This is a genomic window from Paenacidovorax caeni (genome assembly GCF_001298675.1).
In the GTDB taxonomy this organism is placed as follows: Bacteria; Pseudomonadota; Gammaproteobacteria; order Burkholderiales; family Burkholderiaceae_C; genus Paenacidovorax; species Paenacidovorax caeni.
In genome coordinates this window covers 13,061-32,804 of sequence record NZ_CYIG01000026.1, presented here as the reverse complement: position 1 = coordinate 32,804, position 19,744 = coordinate 13,061, and the positions used below count along the sequence as shown (strand labels likewise).

Genomic DNA, 19,744 nt, shown 5'->3' with positions numbered 1-19,744 from the left:
TCAGAGCGTTGCCCAGGCGCGCACCACCGCGTAGCTGCGCCATGGGCGCCAGCCCTGCGCCCTCTCGGCCGCCGCGCGTGCGGCCTGGCGCGCGCCTTGCACGCCCAGGGCTTTGTGCAGTGCCACATCGCCGCTGGGGAATGCGTCAGGCCAGCGCAATGCGCGCATGGCGATGTATTGCGCCGTCCAGGCGCCAATGCCTGGCAATTGGCACAGCGCTGCCGTGGTGGCCTGTACATCCGCATGGGCATGCAGGGCGAGCTGGCCGCCGTCTACCGCGCGTGCCAGCGCCACGATGGCCGCCTGGCGTTGGCGCACGATGCCTAACTGCCCCAGGGCTGAGCCCTCGGCGGTAGCCAGTGCGGCAGCCGCCGGGAAGGTGCGGTTCAGGCCAGGCCAGGGCGTTTCGATGGGTGTGCCGAACCGCTCCACCAGGCGCTGCACCAGGGTGCGTGCCGCTGCCACCGTGACTTGCTGCCCGAGGACAGCGCGCACCGCCAGCTCGAAGCCGTCGAAGCAGCCGGGCACGCGCAGGCCATCACCCTCCGGAAAGTCACCATGCAGCACGGTGGCGATGGCAGCCGGGTCGGCATCCAGGTCCAGCATTGCGCGCACGCGCCCGATCACCTGGGGCAACACCGGGAGCATGCTGTCGCTCACCGTCAACGCGACCCGGCTGCGCGCCGCTTCGAAAGTGGCTTCAAGCCACCCGGCGTGTTCGGCGTTGCCGCTAGACAGACGTGCCGTGCGGCGCAGCACTCGCGTGTCGGCCGCTTCCACAGCGGGGATCTGCCGCGCGGCAAAAAATGCGAGCAACGCGGCTGCGTCGTACGGTGGGCGGTAGCCCAGCCGCACTGGGCGGCTGCGCCCCGCGTCCGCCGGGCCCGCGTGTCGCAATTGCGTGGGGTTGAGTCCATAGTGCTGGACGAAGGCGGCATTGAAGCGCCGCACGCTGGCAAAGCCGCTGGCCAACGCCACCTGGGTCACGGGCAGCCGGGTATCGGTGAGCAACTGCTTGGCCACCAGCAACCGCCGTGTCTGCAGGTACTGCAGCGGGGAGATGCCCAGGGCGGCGTCGAACAGGCGGCGCAGATGGCGATCGCTCACGCCGAGGCGGGCAGCCAGCTGCGCCACCTGTGCGCCGCCCTCCAGGGGGCTACCGGCTGGGGGGGCATCCAGCAGGCGCAGTGCCTGGCGCACCAGGATGGCGCCCGCATCCTGCACCGACCAGGCGAGCGCCTGCGGTGCCAGCTCCGGTCGGCAGCGCAGGCAGGGCCGAAAACCCGCATGCTCGGCCTGTGCCGCCAGGTCAAAAAAGCGGCAGTTTTCGCGCCGCGGCGTGCGTACCGAGCAGACCGGGCGGCAGTAAATGCCGGTTGAGGTCACGCCCGTGAAAAAGCGCCCGTCGAAACGCGCATCGCGCGCCTTCAGGGCGAGGTAGCGGGCGTCGTCGGTGTCGGCGGGCAGCGGGGTGGACATGGCGCGCATGATAGGTCGCCTGCTTGCCTGCGGGCGCGCCGTTTTCGGACATGTGCTTGGCTTTTACCGCGTAGGCGCAGGCCTACAATGCGCGGCTTCTTTCCAGCGTTCGACAACAGGATTTTCCGTGCAGATTTCGCCCACCATCTTCAAGGCCTACGACATCCGCGGCATCGTTCCGAGCACTCTGAACGCCGCCGTGGCCCTCGGCTTGGGGCGCGCCTTCGGCACGGCCGCGCGGGCCCAGGGGCAGACCGTGGTGGCCGTAGGGCGCGATGGCCGCCTGTCGGGGCCCGAGCTGTCCGCTGCGCTGGTGCAAGGCTTGGTGGAAAGCGGGGTCGAGGTCATCGACATCGGGCTGTGCACCACGCCCATGCTGTACTTCGCGGCGGCCACGCTGTGCCAGAGTGGCATTCAGATCACGGGCAGCCACAACCCCAAGGACTACAACGGCTTCAAGATGGTACTGGCCGGCCGCGCCATTTACGGTGAGGATATCCAGCAACTGCGCCGCACGATGGAGGCGGAGTCCTGGCAGCTTGCCCCCGGCGGCAGCGTGCGCCAGGCCGACGTGCTGCCCGCCTACGTGCAGCGTATCGTGGGCGACGTGAAGCTCGCGCGCCCGATGAAGATTGTGGTGGACTGCGGCAACGGCGTGGCTGGTGCCTCGGCGCCGGGCATCTTCCGTGCGCTGGGCTGCGAGGTGGTGGAGCTTTTCTCCGAGGTGGACGGCAACTTCCCCAACCACCACCCAGACCCCAGCAAGCCCGAGAACCTGCGCGACCTGATCGCCGCGTTGCAGGACTCCGGCGCCGAGCTGGGCCTGGCCTTCGACGGCGACGGCGACCGCCTTGGCATTGTGACCAAGGACGGACAGAACATCTTCCCCGACCGCCAGATGATGCTGTTTGCGCAGGACGTGCTCTCGCGCGTGCCGGGCGGCACCATCCTGTTCGACGTGAAGTGCACGCAGCGGCTGGCGCCCGCCATCCAGGCGGCCGGCGGCCAGCCGCTGATGTACAAGACCGGCCACTCGCTCATCAAGGCGCGCATGAAAGAAGTGGATTCGCCCCTGGGCGGCGAGATGAGCGGCCACATCTTCTTCAAGGAGCGCTGGTACGGCTTCGACGACGGCACCTACGCGGGCTGCCGCCTGCTGGAGATCCTGAGCCGCAGCAGCGACCCCAGCGCCGTGCTCAATGCCCTGCCCACGAGCCACTCCACGCCCGAACTCAACGTGCAGTGCGCCGAGGGCGAGCCGCACCAGCTCACGGCCGCGCTGCAGACCCTTGCGGGCGAGGCCTTCGCCGCGCCCGCGCAGATTAGCACCATCGACGGCCTGCGCGTGGATTGGCCCGACGGCTTCGGCCTGATCCGCGCGAGCAACACCACGCCCGTGCTGGTGCTGCGCTTCGAGGGCCACACGGAAGAGGCGCTGCGGCGCATCGAGGCGCAAATGTGTGCGCTGCTGGAGCGTGTGAAGCCCGGCGCACAGGTGGGCAGCGCCGCACACTGACCGCGCCGTGCGCTGGCTTTACAGCACCCTGACCTGGGCCGCCCAGCCGTTGCTGCGCCGCAAGCTGCGCCGCCGCGCCGTGGCCGAGCCCGGCTATGCCGTGGCGGTGGAAGAGCGCTTCGGCCGCTACGGCCAGCCCGCGGGTTCCGGCTTCGTCTGGGTGCACGCCGTCTCGCTGGGGGAAACGCGCGCTGCCGCCATCTTGCTGGCCGCGCTGCGGCGTACGCTGCCGGGCATGCGCCTGCTGCTGACCCACGGCACGGCCACCGGACGCGCCGAGGGCGCCAAGCTGCTGCAGCCGGGCGACGTGCAGGTCTGGCAACCCTGGGACACGCCCGCTGCCGTGCAGCGCTTTTTGCGCCGCTTCCGCCCGGCGCTGGGCATCCTCATGGAAACCGAGGTCTGGCCGAACCTGGTGGCGGCATGCCAGCGCCAGGGCATTCCCCTGACGCTGGCCAATGCGCGCTTGAACGACGCCTCGCTGCGCAAGGCGCAGCGCCTGGGCTGGCTGGCGCGCCCGGCCTACCGGGGCCTGGCGGCGGTGTGGGCGCAGACCGAAGCGGACGCCCAACGCCTGCGCGCGCTCGGGGCCCCCGTGCAGGGGGTTTTTGGCAACCTGAAGTTCGACGTCGAGCCCGACGGCGCGCAGCTGGCGCAGGGTCGGGCCTGGCGCGCCACCCAAGCGCGGCCCGTGGTGCTGCTGGCCAGCAGCCGCGAGGGCGAAGAAGCCCTGTGGCTCGATGTGTTGAAGCAAAAAGTGGCTCCAGCCCTTACGGGGCAAGCGCCAGCAGCTATTAATTCAGAAGTGCAGTGGCTCATTGTGCCGCGCCATCCGCAGCGTTTTGACGCCGTCGAGCAAATGCTGCGGGCTGCGGGCTTGTCGGTGGCACGGCGCAGTTGCTGGCAGGGTGGACTGCCGCAGGCCGACGTCTGGCTGGGCGACAGCCTAGGCGAAATGGCGCTGTACTACGGCCTGGCGGACGTCGCACTGCTCGGCGGCAGCTTTGCACCGCTCGGGGGGCAGAACCTCATCGAGGCCGCGGCCTGTGCCTGTCCTGTAGTTCTGGGGCCGCACACCTTCAACTTTGCCGATGCTGCGCAGAAGGCCTGTGCAGCCGGGGCGGCCCAGCGCGTGGTTGGCATGGCGCAAGGCGTGGATGCTGCGTGCGCGCTGGCCTGCGATGCCGTGACGCTGGCCGCCGCGCGTGCCGCCGCCCAGGGTTTTGCGCAAGCGCACCGCGGGGCGGCGCAGGCCACGGCCGACGCTGTGCGCCGCCTGCTGCATTCATGAGCCGTTGGCATGCACACATGGGTTTCGCGTCGGGTTGCGCCCCGCAGCACGGGCTCGATGCTTGCGCTCTTCCTGTTTCAGTCTTTCTCGTGTACCAAACAACGCCATGATTCCCTTGCATGACATAGTGGGCGCCACCTTGGCCATGCTCGGTGTCGCGTTTCTCGTTTGCTGGAACGCTGCGCGGCAGAACCATGCCGCCTTGCTGTGGGGCATTGCCCACCTGGCACTGGCGGGAGCGTCATGGTCGGGCCACCGCTTCGTCCTCCAGGCACAAGTCTGGCTCGGCCTGCTGTCTACCGCGCTGACGGGGGTGTTCATCGCCACGCTGCATGCGGCATCGGAGTCATTGCGCGGACGCTTGCATGGTTGGCGGGTACTCGCGCTGCGCGCGCTGGGCATCAGCCTGGCCGTGGCTGCCGTTGGTTTCGGTGCGAGCCAGATGGCTGGGCGGTTGCTGGTCGTGGCTTTGATGGTACTGGTCTACGGTGTCTCGGCGCGTTTTCTCCTGGGCCTGGGTTACAAGGCGGCGGGCCTGGCGTTCGCCGTGAAGGCGTTGGCATGCCTGGCCGCAGTGGCCGAGCTGTACACGGTGGGTACGTCGTTCCAGAGCCCGTTGAGCGTGGCGGTGAATGGGGTGTCGAGCGCGCTTCTGGGCCTGGCGCTGATCGACGCCACCATCCATCTGTCGAGCCAGCGTCTGCACAACGTGCTGCGCCATTTGCCCGATGCGCTGGTGGCGCGCAGGCTGGATGGCAAGGTGGTGTTCTGCAATGAGCGCTTCGCACAGCTCGCTGGCGTGGCCTCGCCCGCCAGCCTGGCAGGGCGCAGCGTGCCGCTGCTGGCTGCCGACCAGGAAGAGGCCGAGGCCATCGCGCGCAAGGTCAATGCCCTGGCCACGTCCACCCCGCTGCACGAGCCCGTCCGGCTGGAGCGTTCCATCACGCCAGCACAGGGGGCGCCATTTCCTGCGGAAATCATCTTTTCCAGCCATATGGACATGGGGCACCGCGTGATCCTGGCGCAGATCCGCGACCTGAGCGAACGCAAAAAGGCGGAGGAAGAGCGCCAGCAGCAGGCCAACACCGACCAGCTCACCGGGCTGTCCAACCGGCACTTTCTGGAGCAGCAGCTCGATGCCCTGCTGGGGGCGAGCCGGCACCAGGGCACGTACTGTGCCGTGTTGCTGATCGACCTGGACCACTTCAAGAAAGTCAATGACACCCTGGGCCACACCTTCGGTGACCAGGTGCTGCGTGAGACGGCACAGGCCTTGCTGGCGCACCTGCAGCCCGGTGACCTGCTGGCACGCCTGAGCGGCGATGAGTTCGCGCTGGTCATGCCGCGCCTGCAGTCGCTGATGAGCGTGCTGGAGGTGGAAGCGCGCGCGCAGGCCATATTGAACGCCGTGCGGCGCGACTTCAGTCATGCCGGCATGGGGTTCAAGCTCGATGCAAGCATCGGCGTGGCCTTTCCGGGAAAGGAGGCGCTGGCCGCCAGCGTCTTGCTGCAGCGCGCCGAAGTTGCCATGTACGAAGCCAAGGCGCGGGGACGCAGCGGCTGGTGCTTTTTCGAAGCCGGCATGGACGAGCGCCTGGCCGGTTCGCTGCGGATTGAGACCGCGCTGCGCCAGGCCGTGGCGCAGGGCGAGTTGCTTCTGCATTACCAGCCCATCTACTGTGCCCGCACTGGCCGCTTGACCAAGGCCGAGGCCCTGCTGCGCTGGGAGAGTCCGCAACTGGGCTGGGTGTCGCCGGGGCGCTTCATTCCGGTGGCCGAGGAGTCCTCCCTGATCCTGGAGGTCGGTGCGTGGGTGCTCGAAGAGGCCATCCGCCAGGTGGCGCAGTGGCGCGCGCAGGGCTGGGATGCGCCGGTCGTGAGTATCAACGTGTCGGCCCGCCAGTTCGCACACCCGGGCTTCGAGGCCTTGCTGCACACGCTTTTGCAGCGCCATGGCCTGCCGCCGCGCGCCATCGAGCTGGAGCTGACCGAGACCCTGCTGGCCAGCGACCAAGAAGACCTGCCGGCGCTGCTGCACCGGCTGCATGGCGCGGGTGTGGGCTTGTCGCTGGACGATTTCGGCACCGGCTATTCATCGCTGAGCTACCTGGCGCGCTTTCATCTGAACACGGTGAAGATCGACCGCAGTTTCGTCATGAACCTGCAGGAGGACAGCCGCAACCATTCGCTGGTGCGGGCCATCATCTCCATGGCGCACAGCCTGCATTTGCAGGTTGTGGCCGAGGGTGTCGAGTCCGCGCTGCAGCGCGCCATACTGCAAGCAGAGGGCTGTGATTACCTGCAGGGCTATCTGCTGGGCCGCCCGATGCCCGCCGAGCAGCTACATGCGCGCCCGCTGGCGTTGACAGAAGCGCAAATGCTTACTGCGCCAGAAGCGCATTGATGGCCTGCACATCGTCCAGCGCGAGCGTGCCTGCAGCCTGGCGCAGCTTGAGCTGGCCCATGAGCAGGTTGTAGCGCGCAACGGCCAGGTCGCGTTTGGTCTGGTAGAGCTGGCTTTGCGCGTTGAGGACGTCGATGTTGATGCGCACGCCCACCTGGTAGCCGAGCTTGTTGGCGTCCAGCGCGCTCTGGCTCGACGCCTCGGCGGCTTCCAGCGCCTTGACCTGGCTGCGCAGCGACTGGACGCCGAAGAACGCGGCGCGCGTACCCTGGGCCACGGCGCGGCGCGCACCTTCGAGGTCCGCGCGTGCCTTTTCCTCCAGCGCCAGGGTTTCCTGGATGCGGTTCTGCACGGCGAACCCGGCGAACAGGGGCAGGTTCAGCGCCACGCCCACGCTCGCCGTGGTGTTGCGCTGGTTCAGGCCCTGAGCCGTCAGGGTGCCCTTCGGATAGTGATTGATGGCGTAGCCCGCCTGCAGATCGACCGTGGGCAGGTGGCCGGTGCGGGCCTTCTGCGTCTCCAGCTGGGCGATATCGAGCGCCACGGTGGCCTGGCGTACGGCCGGCTGCTGTTCCTGCGATTTCTGCACCCATTCACCTACGTCGCCCGTTGCATCGGCGGGCAGCTGTACGGGCAGGGCCAGGGGCAGGGGGGCGGTGCCGGTGCGACCCACGAGTTGGTCGAGCGCCAGGCGTTTGACGTGCAGGTCGTTCTCGGCGGCAATTTCCTGCGCCACGACGATGTCGTAGCGCGCCTGGGCTTCGCGCTGGTCCGTGATGGTGCTGGTGCCCACCTCGAAATTGCGCTTGGCTGCGGCGAGCTGCTCCTCCACCGCGGCCTTCTGCGCACGCACGAAGGCCAGTGTGTCCTGCGCGGCTAGCACGTCGAAATAGCCTTGGCTCACGCGCACCAGCAGGTCTTGCGTCGCGGCGTCAAGCTGTGCCTGGGCCACGTCGATGCCGCGCTGTCCCTGCTCATAGCCAATGCGGTTGGCAGGCCGGTACAGGGGCTGCGAAGCCGACAACGTAACGTTGCGGTTCGGTGTGGAAAGGTTGATCTCGGGGCGGCTGATCTCGGTGCGCGCGGTGGACACACCCGCCGACAGGCCCGCGCTGGGCAGCAGGCCCGCACGCGCCTGTTCGGCGCGGCTGGAGGCCGCATCCAGCTGGGCCCTGGCGGACTGCCAGGCGGCGTCGTAGCCACTGGCCTGCTCCACCAAGGCCAGCAGGCTTTGCGCCTGTGCAGAGCAGGCCAGGGCAGCCATGGCCAGCGCGATGGGGAGACGGCGGAACGAGATCATGATGGTCTTTCCTGCGGAAGAGGTCAGTAGCAAGGGACAGAAGGGTCGCGCTCCAGCGCCCAGGCGTGGATGCCCCCGGCGATGTTGGCAACCTGCGCGAAACCATGGTGTGCCAGGAATGCCGCAACTTGCATGCTGCGGCCGCCGTGGTGGCACAGGCAGGCTACCGGCCGGTCGGGGTCGAGCTCGCCCAACCGCACAGGCAGCACACCCATCGGAATGTGCACGAGCGCGAAGCCATCGGGCTGCACGCTGGCGGTTTGCAGCTCCCAGGGCTCGCGCACGTCCAACACCATCGGTTCGGTGCCGCTGGCCGTGCGCGCCTGGGCCAGCCAATCCGTCAGTCCATTGGGGCGAACCTGCGCGATCATGCTCAGAACGTGAAGCGCGAGGGTTCGGCGAAGCCCTGCAGGCGCGGCGCCACGGTGTCCCACGGCTGGGTGGTCTCGAACTGGTTGCCCGTGCGGCGCACGAAGGTGGCGCGCATCATCGGCTCCTGGCCGACGATGGCCCCCAGGCGCCCGCCCTCGCGCAGCAGCGCGAGCAGGCCTTGTGGCACTTCGGCCACGGAGCCGCTGAGCACGATGACGTCGAACGGGCCATCGGGAATGGGGTCGCGTGCGCCGTCGGCTTGGCGCACGTCGGCGTTCTGGATACCAGCGCGGCTTAGGTTGTCGCGCGCAGTCTGCGCCAGGACGGGATGGATCTCTAGCGACACCACGCGCTCGGCACGGCAGGCCAGCAGGGCCGCCATGTAGCCCGAGCCGGTGCCGATCTCCAGCACGCGGTCGGTGGGTTGAACCTGCAGGTCTTGCAGCAAGCGCGCTTCAATGCGCGGAGCCAGCATGCAGTGGCCCTGGCGCAACGCTTCGTCGGCTTGGCCCAGCAGAGGAATCTCCATGTCCATGAAAGCCATGCCGCGGTAGGCCGCAGGCACGAATTCCTCGCGCGGCAGGCGCGCCAGCAGGTCCAGTACCTCGCTGTCAGATACGTCCCAAGGACGAATCTGCTGCTCGATCATGTGGTAACGGGCCACCGTAGTCGGGTCTTCGGGGTGGGCTGCGGTGGTGTTCAGTGGCAGGCTCATGGCATTCTCCAAGCGGGTGGGGGAGGTGTTGGGGGTGTGAGGACAAACCCTTGAGTTTAATGGGCCTGGCCCCTGGCGCTGGCGCCGTGGCCCAGGCGCCGGCGCGCCCATTGCGCCAGATCGTCCAGGTAGCAATAGACCACGGGCACGACCACCAGGGTCAGCAGCGACGAAGTGACAACCCCACCGATGACCGACTGGCCCATGGGCGCGCGCTGCTCCGAGCCTTCGCTGAGGGCGAAGGCCAGCGGCACCATGCCGAAGATCATGGCCAGCGTGGTCATCAGGATGGGGCGCAGCCGCACGCGCGCGGCCAGCAGCAGGGCCTGCTCGCGCGGCAGGCCGGGGACGGTCTGGCCCGTGTCGTCGTGGTGCTCCTCGCGCGCGCGGATGGCGAAGTCCACCAGCAGGATGGCGTTCTTGGTCACCAGGCCCATGAGCATGACCACGCCGATGATGGAGAACATCGACAGCGCCGAGCCGAACATCATCAGCGCCAGCACCACGCCGATCAGCGTCAGGGGCAGGGCGGTCATCAGCGCCAGCGGCTGCAGGAAGCTCTTGAACTGGCTCGCCAGGATCATGTAAATGAACACGATGGCCAGCACCAGCGCCGACACCGCGTAGCCGAACGATTCCTGCATGTTCTTGGTGGAGCCACCAAACTGGTAGCGGTAGCCAGGCGGGAAGGCCACGGTGTCGAGCACACGGCGGATGTCGGCCGAGATTTCTCCCACCGAGCGCTGGTCGGCGTTGCCGTTGATGGCCACCTCGCGCATCAGGTCGCGGCGGTTGATCTGGTTCGAGCCCGTGGTCTCGCGCACACTGGCCACCTGGTTCAGGCGCACGATGCGCGTTCCGCCGTCGGCGGCCGCCAGCGCGAAGGGCAGCCTTTCCAAATCCTGCGGCTGGTTGCGTGCCTCGGGCGCCAGACGCACGTTCACATCGTAGGTCTGGTCGTCGGCGGCGCGCCAGTTGCCCACAGTTTGCCCGGCGACCAGGGTGCGCAGCGAGGCTGCCATGGAGGCCACGGACAGACCCAGGTCAGAGGCGGCGTCGCGCCGCACCTCGACGTCGATCACGGGCTTGTCGGGTTTGAGGCTGGAGTCCAGGTCCACCAGCCCGGGAATGTCGCGCAGCTTCGCCATCACCTGTGCCGTCAGGCGTTCCAGCTCCTTCAGGTCAGGACCCTGGATCGAGAACTCGAGCTGCTTTTGCCCGCCCACGGGGTCCAGCAGGCCAACATGCGTCACGGTGATGCCGGCGACCGTGCGCAAGCGCTCGCGCAGCACGACCGACATGGCGTCCACGTTGCGGGTGCGTGCCTTGCGATCCACCAGCCGCACGTAAACGCTGGCGTACATCTTGCCCTGTGCGCTGCCGGTGTTGATGGTGGTCAGGGTGTAGCGCACTTCGGGCAGCTCCCGCACCAGCGCCTCTACCTGGCGTGCCTTGGCCTCGGTGGCCTCCAGCGACGAGCCCACGGGGGTGTAGAAGTTGATGGTGGTCTCGGAGTAGTCGGCCTTGGGCACAAACTCCGTGCCCAGCAGCGGCACCATGAGCACGCTGACCACGAAAACCCCGGTGGCCAGTGCCAGCGTAGCCAGCTTGTGCGCCAGCGACCAGCGCAGGATGCGCTGGTAGAACTCCGCCAGGCGCTCGGTGGCGTTGTCGAACCAGCCGGTGACACGGCCAATGGTTTTGTCGTACAGCGTGCGCGGGGCGCCGCCGGGCTGACCGTGGGCGTGGATGCTCGGGTCGTGCCAGACGCTGGAGAGCATGGGGTCGAGCGTGAAGCTGACGAACATCGAGATCAGAACCGCTGCCACGATGGTGATGCCGAATTCGTGGAAGAACTTGCCGATGATCCCTTCCATGAAGCCGATGGGCAGGAACACCGCGACGATGGACAGCGTAGTGGCCAGCACCGCCAGGCCGATTTCCTGCGTGCCATCCATGGCTGCCTGGTAGGCACTCTTGCCCATCTGCACATGGCGCACGATGTTTTCGCGCACCACGATGGCATCGTCGATCAGCAGGCCCACACACAGCGACAGGGCCATCAGCGTGATCATGTTCACCGTGAAGCCGAACCAGTGCATGAACAGGAAGGTGCCGATCAGCGCGATCGGCAGCGTGAGCCCGGTGATGACGGTGGAGCGCCATGAGTTGAGAAACAGGAACACGATGAGCACGGTGAGGAGCGCGCCCTCAATCAGCGTCTGGCGCACGTTGTCCACCGCCACGCGAATGGGGCGCGAGCTGTCGCTCACCGTTTCCAGCCGAACGCCTGGCGGCAGCTCGGTCTGCATCTCGGCGATGGCGTGGTTCAGCCCATCCACCACCTCGATGGTGTTCTCGTCCTGCGATTTCTGCACGGACAGCATCAACGTGCGTGCGCCGTTGAACAGCGCCAGGCTCTCCAGCTCCTGCGCGCCATCGTGCACCCGCGCCAGTTGTTCCACGCGCACCGGCGCGCCGTTCTTGCGCGCAACGATGATGCGACCGAAATCCTCGGGGCGCTGCATGCGCGCGTCGATCTGCACCACGCGCTCCTGTGCCAGAGAGCGGATGGCGCCCAGCGGCAGGTCCTGGTTCTCGTTGCGCACGGCGGCAGCCACCTGGTCGGGCGTGATGCCAAAGGCTTCCAGCGCGCGCGGGTCGAGGTAGATGTTGATCTCGCGCTTGGTTGCGCCCACCAGGTTCACCGCACCCACACCGCGCACGTTTTCCAGGCGCTTCTTCAGGATCTGGTCGGCCCAGCTCGTCAGTTCCACGGCGCTGAGGGGCGTGCCGTGTGTGTCGTCAGGCAGCACGGCCAGGGTCCACACCGGGCGGCTGGCAGGGTCGAAGCGCACCACGCGCGGCTCCTTGACCTCGGTGCGCAGGTTGGGGCGCACAGTGGCGACCTTTTCGCGCACGTCCTCGGCAGCCTTGCGCCCGTCGATATGGAGTTGGAATTCGATGATGACGACCGACGAACTCTCATAGCTGCGTGACGTGACAGCCTTGATACCCGCCACCGAGTTGACGGCCTCCTCGATCTTTTTCGTGACCTCGCTCTCCACGATCTCGGGCGAGGCGCCGGGGTAGTCCACCATGACCACCACCACCGGAAAATCAATGTTCGGGAACTGGTCGACCTTGAGGCGTTGCAGCGCGAAAAGGCCAAGCACCACGAAGGCGAGCATCACCATGGTGGCGAAGACGGGGTTGCGCAGGCTGACTTTGGTAAACCACATGGCGGGGGCGCTTTCGTCGGTGGGAGAGTCAGCGGGAAACCTGCACGGCCGTGCCTTCGCGCAGGCCGCCAAGTGCGCCGGTGGCGATCAAGGCCCCTTCAGCCAGGCCCTCGGCCGCCACCCAGGTGGCTCCCTCGTGCTGTGCGCGCGCGCCCAGCCGCACGCTGCGGTGCGCGATGCGGCCGTTTTCCACTGCCTGCACGTAGGGCTGCGGCTTGTCGGTGCGCACGGCTTCCAACGGCACGGCCAGCACTTCGGCCCGTCCCGTCTCCAGCAGTCCTTGCACAAACAGCCCTTGGCGCAGCACTGGCGCAGCCGCGCCTGCACGTGCGGTATCGATCTCCAGGTACACCGGTACGGCGCGGCTGCCCGCCTGTGCGCTGGGGTTGATACGCACCACCGTGGCGGTCACAGGCAAGGTGCTGCCTTCCACCTGCAGGCGCGCCTGCAGGCCCACGCGCACCTGGGCAGCATCGGCAGGCGCCACCAGTGCCTCCAGCTCCAGGCGAGAGAGGTCTACTACCTCCACCACGCGGGCGTCCACCGAAAGGCGTTCGCCGTTTTGCGCCAGCCGCTGTGCCACCTGGCCCGCCAGCGGGCTGCGCAAAGTGGTGTCATCCAGCGCTTTGCGTGCCACATCGGCGGCGGCCGCCGCCGCTTGGTAGCTCGCCTGGGCTGCCTGCAGGCTCGATTGGGCGGCCTCCAGTGCCGTGGCCGAGATGAAGCCCTGCGCGACCAGGGCGCGGTTGTTGGAGTACTGGCGCTCGTTGATGGCGACCTGGGCTTTGGCCACGTCGGCCTGCTGCTGCGCCTGGCGCAGGCGTGCGGCGCTCTCGGTCGGGTCGATGCGCGCCAGCACCTGGCCCGCGCGCACGGTGTCGCCCTCGCGCACTACAAGGTCCTGCAGTTCGCCTGCTACGCGCGCCTTCACCACCGCCGAGCGCAGTGCCCGCAGCGTGCCCGAGACGGGCAAATCCAGCGCCAGCGTCTGGCGCTGCACCACCACCGTCTCCGCAGGCTGCAGCACCAGGACGGTCTCTGCGCGTTGTTGTGTGGACTGGGCCAAGGCCTGCTGCTGGGCCTTGCGTGCCGACATGGCGCGCCACGCGCCGCTGCCCAGCAGACCGATCACGATGGCTGCCGCCACCCAGGGTATCCAGCGTTTCATGGAAGGATTGTTAGAAAGTGGGAGGAGGGGAGGATGGCTTCTGGCAGGCGCACAGTCCGTGGAGCATGTTGTCGACCTGCAAGCGGATGTACTCCTCGGGCGTCAGTTCCAGCTCGTCAGGCACGCACATGCCGATGGAATGGCGCCATGTCATGAGGAAAATCATCGGCGCCAGCACGATGTAGATCGCGTAATCGAGATCGACCTTGCGGAATTCGCCACTGTCCATACCGCGCCGCAGAATCTGGCGGATGAGCTCCTGCCCTGCATCAATCACTTCCTTGCGGTAGAACGACGCCACCTCGGGGAAATTGCCCGCTTCGCTCAGTATCAGCTTGGTGATGCCAGACGCCTTGGTCGAACCGATGCGCTCCCACCACACGAAGAAGCAGTAGTGCAGCAATTCACTGGAACTGCCCTCAAAGGCCTGCATCTCCAGCTTCCATTCGTCAAAGCGCCCTGCGATGTTGTGGCGCACCACGGCCTTGAAGAGTTCCAGCTTGCTCGGGAAATACAGGAACAGCGTGCCCTTGGAGACACCGGCCCGCGCTGCCACTTCCTCCACGCGCGTGGCAGCAAAACCTTTTTCCACGAACAGGTCGAGTGCCGCGTCAAGCAGCTCGCCGGGGCGCGCCTCTTTGCGGCGGCTGCGCTTACCCGATTCGGCGGAAGGAGGAGGGGTGGGGATGGACACTGTTTTTAATGACTGACTGGTTAGTAATATTAGCCCGCAAGCGGGCCGGGCGTCAACGCGGCGGTGCCACCCGAATGTCCAAAAAACGCTACGCTTGACCGATCGCAACGCAACAAGGAGTGCACCCGCCATGGCCCAAGAAGAAACCATCACGCTCGGCGGCGGCTGCTTCTGGTGCACCGAGGCGATTTTCGACCGCGTGCGTGGCGTGACCGATGTCGAGAGCGGATACGCCAACGGTCATGTGCCGCATCCATCGTATGAGGAGGTCTGCACCGGAAGCACGGGGCATGCCGAAGTGGTACGGCTGCGTTTCGACCCTGGGCAAATCGGCCTGCGCACCATTCTGGAGATTTTCCTGGCCACGCACGACCCCACCTCGCTCAACCGCCAGGGCAACGATGTCGGCACGCAGTACCGCAGCGGCATTTACTTCAGCGATCCGGCGCACGAGGCCGTGGCCCGCGCCGTGCTGCACGAGCTGGCCGAAAGTGGCGCCTATGGCGTACCTATCGTGACCGAGGTGGCACCGCTGGTGGCGTACTGGCCCGCGGAGGACTACCACCAGGACTACTTTCTCAAGCACCCCCACCAGGGCTATTGCGCCTTCGTGGTAGGCCCCAAGGTGCAACACTTCCAGGCGGTCTTTGCGCGCCACCTTCGCGAAACTCCCACCGATCAGCGTTAAGCTTGCGCCCCCTGGCGCTTCATGCGCCGCACGCCAGCCATGCCGCCGTCCGCCTCCCCATTCCTGCTCTCGCGCCCACGCCTGGCACGCCGCCTGGCGTTGGCGTGGCTCGTGCTCGCTCTGGTGCTGGCGCCGGCCCTGGGGCAAATGCACCGGGTGCTGCACTTGCCGGTGGCCCTGGGGTTGGCCCAGCCGGCGGGGCATGACCATGGCCTTGGCGCACTGTTTGGCGGTCACAGTCTGGCCGACTGCCAACTGCTCGACCAGCTGCACCACGGCGGGGCCGCCGTGGCGGAAAGCAGCTTGCCGCTGGCCCCGCCTGACGGCCAGCGGGTGGCATCGCCCGCAGCACAGCCGCTGCGCGCCGCGCCGCCGCTGCCTTTCCAGGCGCGCGCGCCGCCTCTGGCCTGAACCTCTTTTACTCCTGATTGCATAGCTGCCAGCGCTTGCCAGACAAGCGTTGGCGTTGTTTTTTGCTTTGAATTCCACGCGAGTTCAAAGCGCGCTGCGCCTGTCTTCCTGAACAGGGGCTGGGCGGCGCCTCGATATTTTTTGACCATGAAGCACATTTCGAACCCCGTTTCTCTCCACGCCGCCCGTTCTAGCGCACTCCACGCTGCGCAGACAGCCGCCGCCCTGGCCGTGGCCCTGCTCATCACCACTTTGGGGCAGGAGGCACAGGCCCAGCCGCAAGACACGGCGGCTACGCTGTCCGAAGTCACCGTCTCCGCCAGTGGGTTGCAACTGGGTAGCGACGACATGGCCACGCCGGTGAGCGTGCTGGAGGGGGATGAGCTGGTACGCCGGCGCGAAGGCACGCTGGGCGAAACCCTGAACAGCGAGCCGGGCATCCAGTCGAGCCATTTCGGTGCTGGCGCCAGCCGCCCGGTGATTCGCGGCATGGACGGCCCGCGCGTGCAGGTGCTGTCCGACGGCTCGCAGGTGCAGGATGCCTCCACCGTCAGCCCTGACCACGCTGTGGTGGCAGAACCCCTGCTGGCGCGCCAGGTCGAAGTGCTGCGAGGCCCTTCGGCGCTGATCCACGGCGGCGGCGCCATTGGCGGCGTGGTCAACGTGCTGGACGACAAGATTCCCACGGCCATCCCGCAGAAGGGCTACGAGGGCAGCGCTGAGCTGCGCCTGGGCAGCGCCGCGAGCGAGAAAACCGGCGCCGTCCAGCTCACCGGCGGTGCAGGCAACCTGGCTGTACACGTCGAAGGGTTGGCACGCGACGCGGGCGACTACCGCGTGGGCAGCGGCTGGGAGGGCGGGCGCAAGGTGCCGGGCAGTTTCAACCGCACCGACGCTGGCAGCCTTGGCCTGTCGTGGATCGGCGACCAGGGCTACCTGGGCGTGGCCTACACGCGCCAGACCGCCAAGTACGGCCTGCCAGGGCATAACCACAGCTTTGAGGGCTGCCACGCGCATGGCGACCACCTGCACTGCGGCAGCCATGACGGGCACGACCACGCGGAAGACGACCATGGCCATGGCGCGGAGGACGTGCCGGTGGTGGATCTGCGCAGCGAGCGCTGGGATGTGCGCGGCGAACTGCGCAACCCCTTCACCGGCTTTTCGGCGCTGCGCCTGCGCGCGGGCGTGACCGATTACCAGCACAGCGAAGTGGCGGACGGCGTGGTTGCCACCACGTTCCGCAACAAGGCGCACGATGTGCGCGTGGAGCTGCAGCACGCCCCGCTGGCGGGCTGGCGCGGCGTGTTTGGTGTGCAGGCCACCCAGCGCAAGTTCAGCGCCGAGGGCGAAGAGGCCTACGTGCAGCCCACCGAGACACGGCGCACCGGCCTGTTCCTGCTGGAGGAATACCAGTGGCAGCAGTGGCGTTTCGCCGCTGCGCTGCGCCACGAGCGCCAGACGGTGGATGCGCTGAACACGGGCCTGTCAAACAGCCACAACGGCACCTCGGCCTCGCTCAGCGCGGTGTGGAAATTCACGCCTGGCTATGCGCTGTCGGCCTCGTGGACGCAGGCGCGGCGCATGCCCACGGCCGAGGAGCTGTACGCCCAGGGCCTGCACCTGGCCACCAGCACCTACGAGCGCGGCAACCCGAACCTCACGCCGGAGACGGCGCAGTCCTTCGACCTGGCGCTGCGCAAGACGGCAGGCGACACCACCTTCGGCGTGAGCGTGTTCCACAACCGCGTGAAGGACTACATCTACGGCTGCACGCTGGACGCGCTGGACGGCCTGCAATTGCTGCAGTACAGCCAGGCCGACGCCACCTTCACCGGCCTGGAAGCGCAGGTGCGCCAGCGCCTGACCCGCAACCTGGGCGTGACGCTGTTTGGCGACGTGGTGCGAGCCAAGCTGGACGCGGGGGGCGACCTGCCGCGCATTCCCGCCGCCCGTGCCGGCCTGCGCCTGGACGCCAACTGGCAAGCCTGGGACGGCCAGGTGGAATGGGTGCAGATGGCGCGCCAGAACCGTGTGGCCGATTTCGAGACCCCCACGCCCGGCTACGGCATGCTGAACCTGGGCGTGACCTACAACAGCCGCCTGGCCGGCGGCACGCCGTGGCAGCTGTACGTCAAGGGCAACAACCTGACCGACCGCCTGGGCTACGCCCACACTTCGTTCATCAAGAACGCAGCACCGCTGATGGGGCGCAACATCACCGTGGGCGTCAAGGTGTCGTTCTGATGCCATGATCTCCCCACCAGGCACCCGTGCGCCTGGTGGGGACATGGGGGCCCATGCGGATGAATGCCATTGAACTTCATGCATTGCTGACGGGCCCGGCAGGCCTGGTGCCGGAGCCCGCTGACAACGGCATTGCAAGAACCTATTTTTACCAACGGGTGGACTGGCATCCGGGCCGCAGCACGCGCGTGCTGCGCGTGCTTTATGACGCGCAAGGCAAGCCCGCGCGAATTCAGCGGTGCGTCTCCTCCGACAACAACAATGCGGTGCTGTTGACCACGCCATTCGAAAAACGGCAGGTGCTGGAGGCTGCGGCCCAAGAAGTCGCCTGCCTCTTGGCACGTCGCACCAGCAGGGCAGAGGGCCTGGCGGCGATGTGAACGAAAAGTGATGCCAGGGCTTATCCAGAAAGCGCGAGGCGCTATGCTTTTCGGAGTTCCTTGGCGCTACGCGGAGACTGCCGTGCGAGCGCTACGCGCAACGCCACCCGGCGGATAATGCCCGTTTACCTGTCGGCTTCAGCGGCCGTGCTTGTGCTTTCGTGGATTCCCCCGTCTTCTCCTCTCTCATTCCGGTCATCCTGTGCATCGGCATTGGCTTCTTCGCAGCGCGCATGGGCTGGGTGCGTGCCGCGGCGATTCCTGACTTCTCGAACCTCGTTTTTCTGGTACTCACCCCCGCGCTGCTGTTTCGCACCATGGGTGCGGTGCGTATCCAGGAGCTGAACTTCCGCCCCGTGGCGCTGTACTTCCTGGCGGCAGGACTGATGTTCGCAGCGACCATGGTGGCGTCGGGCTTTTCCACGCGCGCGGCGGCGCGCGGGCTGGCGCACATGTTCAGCAACACGCTGATGATCGGCGTGCCCCTGGTCGGGCTGGTGTATGGCAAGGAAGGGCTGGTGACGCTGATCACGCTGATTTCATTGCACTCGCTGATCTTGCTGACGGTCGTCACCATCGTCTTCGAGCTGGCCGAGGCGCATGAGCGCCAGAAGTCCGGCCAGAGCGCGCCGCGCCCCATGCTGCACACGGTGCTGCAGGCGGTGCGCAGCGGCATCCTGCACCCGGTGCCGCTGCCCATCCTGGCCGGGCTGCTGTTCGCGCAGACCGGGCTGAAGTTGCCCGGTGTGGTCGATCACTCGCTGCAGGTGCTGGGGCAAGCGCTCGGCCCCATGGCGCTGCTGCTGGTGGGCGTGACCTTGGCCTACACCCCCGTGGGCCAGCACCTGCGCAGTGCCTGGGGCATTGCCCTGGCCAAAACGGTGCTGCACCCGCTGCTGCTCGCCGCGCTGGCCTGGATGTTCGGCCTTTCAGGCCTGCCCGTGGCGGTGATGTTCATGGCCGCTTCGCTGCCGGTGGGGGCCAACGTGTTCCTGTTCACGCAGCGCTATGGCGTGCTGCAGCAGGAGGTGTCGGCCAGCATCGCCGTGTCTACGGCGCTGGCGCTGCTCACGGTACCGCTGATGCTCGCGTTGGCACAACGGTTTCTGGTCTGAATGCTCTGCTTTCAATAGCTGCCAGCGCTTTCTGGTAAAGGGCTAGAGCCATTTTTCATGCGTTGCAAGGCGCTTCAAGGCGCCAGGCGCTCGCGCAGCCACGCGCCGCCTTCCAGGCGGTAGCGCAGCCGGTCGTGCAGGCGGCTTTTGCGGCCTTGCCAGAACTCCCAGCGGTCGGGCACCAGCCGGTAGCCGCCCCAGTGCGGCGGGCGCGGCGGTTGCAGCAGGAACTGCGCGCCATACTTGGCGGCGTTGGCCACCAGCACGCTGCGGCCAGGAATGACCTGGCTCTGCGGGCTGGCCCAGGCGCCGATGCGCGAGTCCAGCGGGCGACTGGCGTAGTAGGCGTCGCTGTCAGCGGCGTCCACCTTTTCCACGCGGCCCTCGATACGCACCACGCGCTCAAGTTCAACCCAATGGAACTGCAGTGCCGCGAAGGGGTTCCCGGCCAGCTCGCGGCCCTTGCGGCTGTCGTAATTGGTGTACCAGACGATGCCGCGCGCGTCGTAGCCCTTGATGAGCACGACGCGCGTGCTGGGGCGCAAGCTGCCGTCCACGGTGGCCACGGTCATGGCATTGGGTTCGGGCACCTGGGCCGCCAGGGCTTCGTGCAGCCATTGGTCGAATTGTTGCAGTGGGTCGGCGTGCGAGGCGTCTTCGCTCAGTTCCGCGCGCTCGTAACTCTTGCGCAGGTCGGCGATGGAGGAGTGCGTTGCGTTCAT

Annotated in this window: 16 protein-coding genes; 8 read left to right on the top strand and 8 right to left on the bottom strand. The window is 67.3% G+C overall.

The features are described from left to right. Positions 1-1,479 (bottom strand): DNA-3-methyladenine glycosylase 2 family protein, encoded by a 1,479-nt coding sequence (locus BN2503_RS11755; protein ID WP_054256853.1) that lies wholly within the window; start codon positions 1,477-1,479, stop codon positions 1-3. A 127-nt stretch (positions 1,480-1,606) separates the two neighbouring features. On the opposite strand from BN2503_RS11755, the gene BN2503_RS11750 reads away from it, so the two are divergent. The 3 genes from BN2503_RS11750 to BN2503_RS11740 all read left to right on the top strand — a co-directional run bounded on the left by BN2503_RS11750 (position 1,607) and on the right by BN2503_RS11740 (position 6,690). Further along, positions 1,607-2,995, top strand: coding sequence for a phosphomannomutase/phosphoglucomutase (locus BN2503_RS11750; protein WP_054256852.1), 1,389 nt, complete (start codon positions 1,607-1,609; stop codon positions 2,993-2,995). Between the two features lie 7 nt (positions 2,996-3,002). Beyond that, positions 3,003-4,286: a 3-deoxy-D-manno-octulosonic acid transferase gene (locus tag BN2503_RS11745; protein WP_054256851.1), complete on the top strand. Its 1,284-nt coding sequence runs from the start codon at positions 3,003-3,005 to the stop codon at positions 4,284-4,286. Positions 4,287-4,392: 106 nt separating this feature from the next. Further along, a complete protein-coding gene (locus tag BN2503_RS11740) occupies positions 4,393-6,690 on the top strand; it encodes a putative bifunctional diguanylate cyclase/phosphodiesterase (protein ID WP_054256850.1) in 2,298 nt (765 codons plus the stop codon). Here BN2503_RS11740 and BN2503_RS11735 read toward each other — a convergent pair. Genes BN2503_RS11735 through BN2503_RS11710 form a run of 6 tightly spaced genes read right to left on the bottom strand, consistent with a single transcriptional unit; the run spans position 6,668 to position 14,181 of the window. Then, positions 6,668-7,990: a TolC family outer membrane protein gene (locus BN2503_RS11735; protein ID WP_054256849.1), complete on the bottom strand. Its 1,323-nt coding sequence runs from the start codon at positions 7,988-7,990 to the stop codon at positions 6,668-6,670. The two genes, BN2503_RS11740 and BN2503_RS11735, sit on opposite strands and share 23 nt — an antisense overlap. Before the next feature lie 23 nt (positions 7,991-8,013). Continuing rightward, entirely contained in the window at positions 8,014-8,361 is a 348-nt protein-coding gene (locus BN2503_RS11730; protein ID WP_054256848.1) for a rhodanese-like domain-containing protein, read from the bottom strand. Between the two features lie 2 nt (positions 8,362-8,363). Further along, complete coding sequence (locus tag BN2503_RS11725; RefSeq protein WP_054256871.1) at positions 8,364-9,077, bottom strand: protein-L-isoaspartate O-methyltransferase family protein; 714 nt, start codon at positions 9,075-9,077, stop codon at positions 8,364-8,366. 56 nt (positions 9,078-9,133) lie between these two features. Beyond that, the gene (locus tag BN2503_RS11720) at positions 9,134-12,319 is read right to left on the bottom strand and encodes an efflux RND transporter permease subunit (RefSeq protein ID WP_054256847.1); all 3,186 of its coding nucleotides are present in this window, start codon (positions 12,317-12,319) and stop codon (positions 9,134-9,136) included. A gap of 28 nt (positions 12,320-12,347) precedes the next feature. Continuing rightward, positions 12,348-13,487: an efflux RND transporter periplasmic adaptor subunit gene (locus BN2503_RS11715; protein ID WP_054256846.1), complete on the bottom strand. Its 1,140-nt coding sequence runs from the start codon at positions 13,485-13,487 to the stop codon at positions 12,348-12,350. A 10-nt stretch (positions 13,488-13,497) separates the two neighbouring features. Beyond that, complete coding sequence (locus BN2503_RS11710; RefSeq protein WP_054256845.1) at positions 13,498-14,181, bottom strand: TetR/AcrR family transcriptional regulator; 684 nt, start codon at positions 14,179-14,181, stop codon at positions 13,498-13,500. 130 nt (positions 14,182-14,311) lie between these two features. Between BN2503_RS11710 and msrA the strand changes: the two genes are divergently transcribed. From msrA to BN2503_RS11685, 5 genes are all read left to right on the top strand, one after another. Further along, complete coding sequence (gene msrA, locus BN2503_RS11705; protein WP_054256844.1) at positions 14,312-14,869, top strand: peptide-methionine (S)-S-oxide reductase MsrA; 558 nt, start codon at positions 14,312-14,314, stop codon at positions 14,867-14,869. 21 nt (positions 14,870-14,890) lie between these two features. After that, complete coding sequence (locus BN2503_RS11700) at positions 14,891-15,280, top strand: hypothetical protein (protein ID WP_233495061.1); 390 nt, start codon at positions 14,891-14,893, stop codon at positions 15,278-15,280. Positions 15,281-15,427: 147 nt separating this feature from the next. Beyond that, positions 15,428-17,527: a TonB-dependent receptor domain-containing protein gene (locus BN2503_RS11695; RefSeq protein ID WP_082366573.1), complete on the top strand. Its 2,100-nt coding sequence runs from the start codon at positions 15,428-15,430 to the stop codon at positions 17,525-17,527. Between the two features lie 59 nt (positions 17,528-17,586). Beyond that, a complete protein-coding gene (locus BN2503_RS11690) occupies positions 17,587-17,907 on the top strand; it encodes a hypothetical protein (protein ID WP_054256843.1) in 321 nt (106 codons plus the stop codon). Positions 17,908-18,068: 161 nt separating this feature from the next. Next, positions 18,069-19,022, top strand: coding sequence for an AEC family transporter (locus BN2503_RS11685; protein WP_054256842.1), 954 nt, complete (start codon positions 18,069-18,071; stop codon positions 19,020-19,022). A 74-nt stretch (positions 19,023-19,096) separates the two neighbouring features. Here BN2503_RS11685 and pdxH read toward each other — a convergent pair whose 3' ends face one another. Next, positions 19,097-19,744: a pyridoxamine 5'-phosphate oxidase gene (pdxH, locus tag BN2503_RS11680; RefSeq protein WP_054256868.1), complete on the bottom strand. Its 648-nt coding sequence runs from the start codon at positions 19,742-19,744 to the stop codon at positions 19,097-19,099.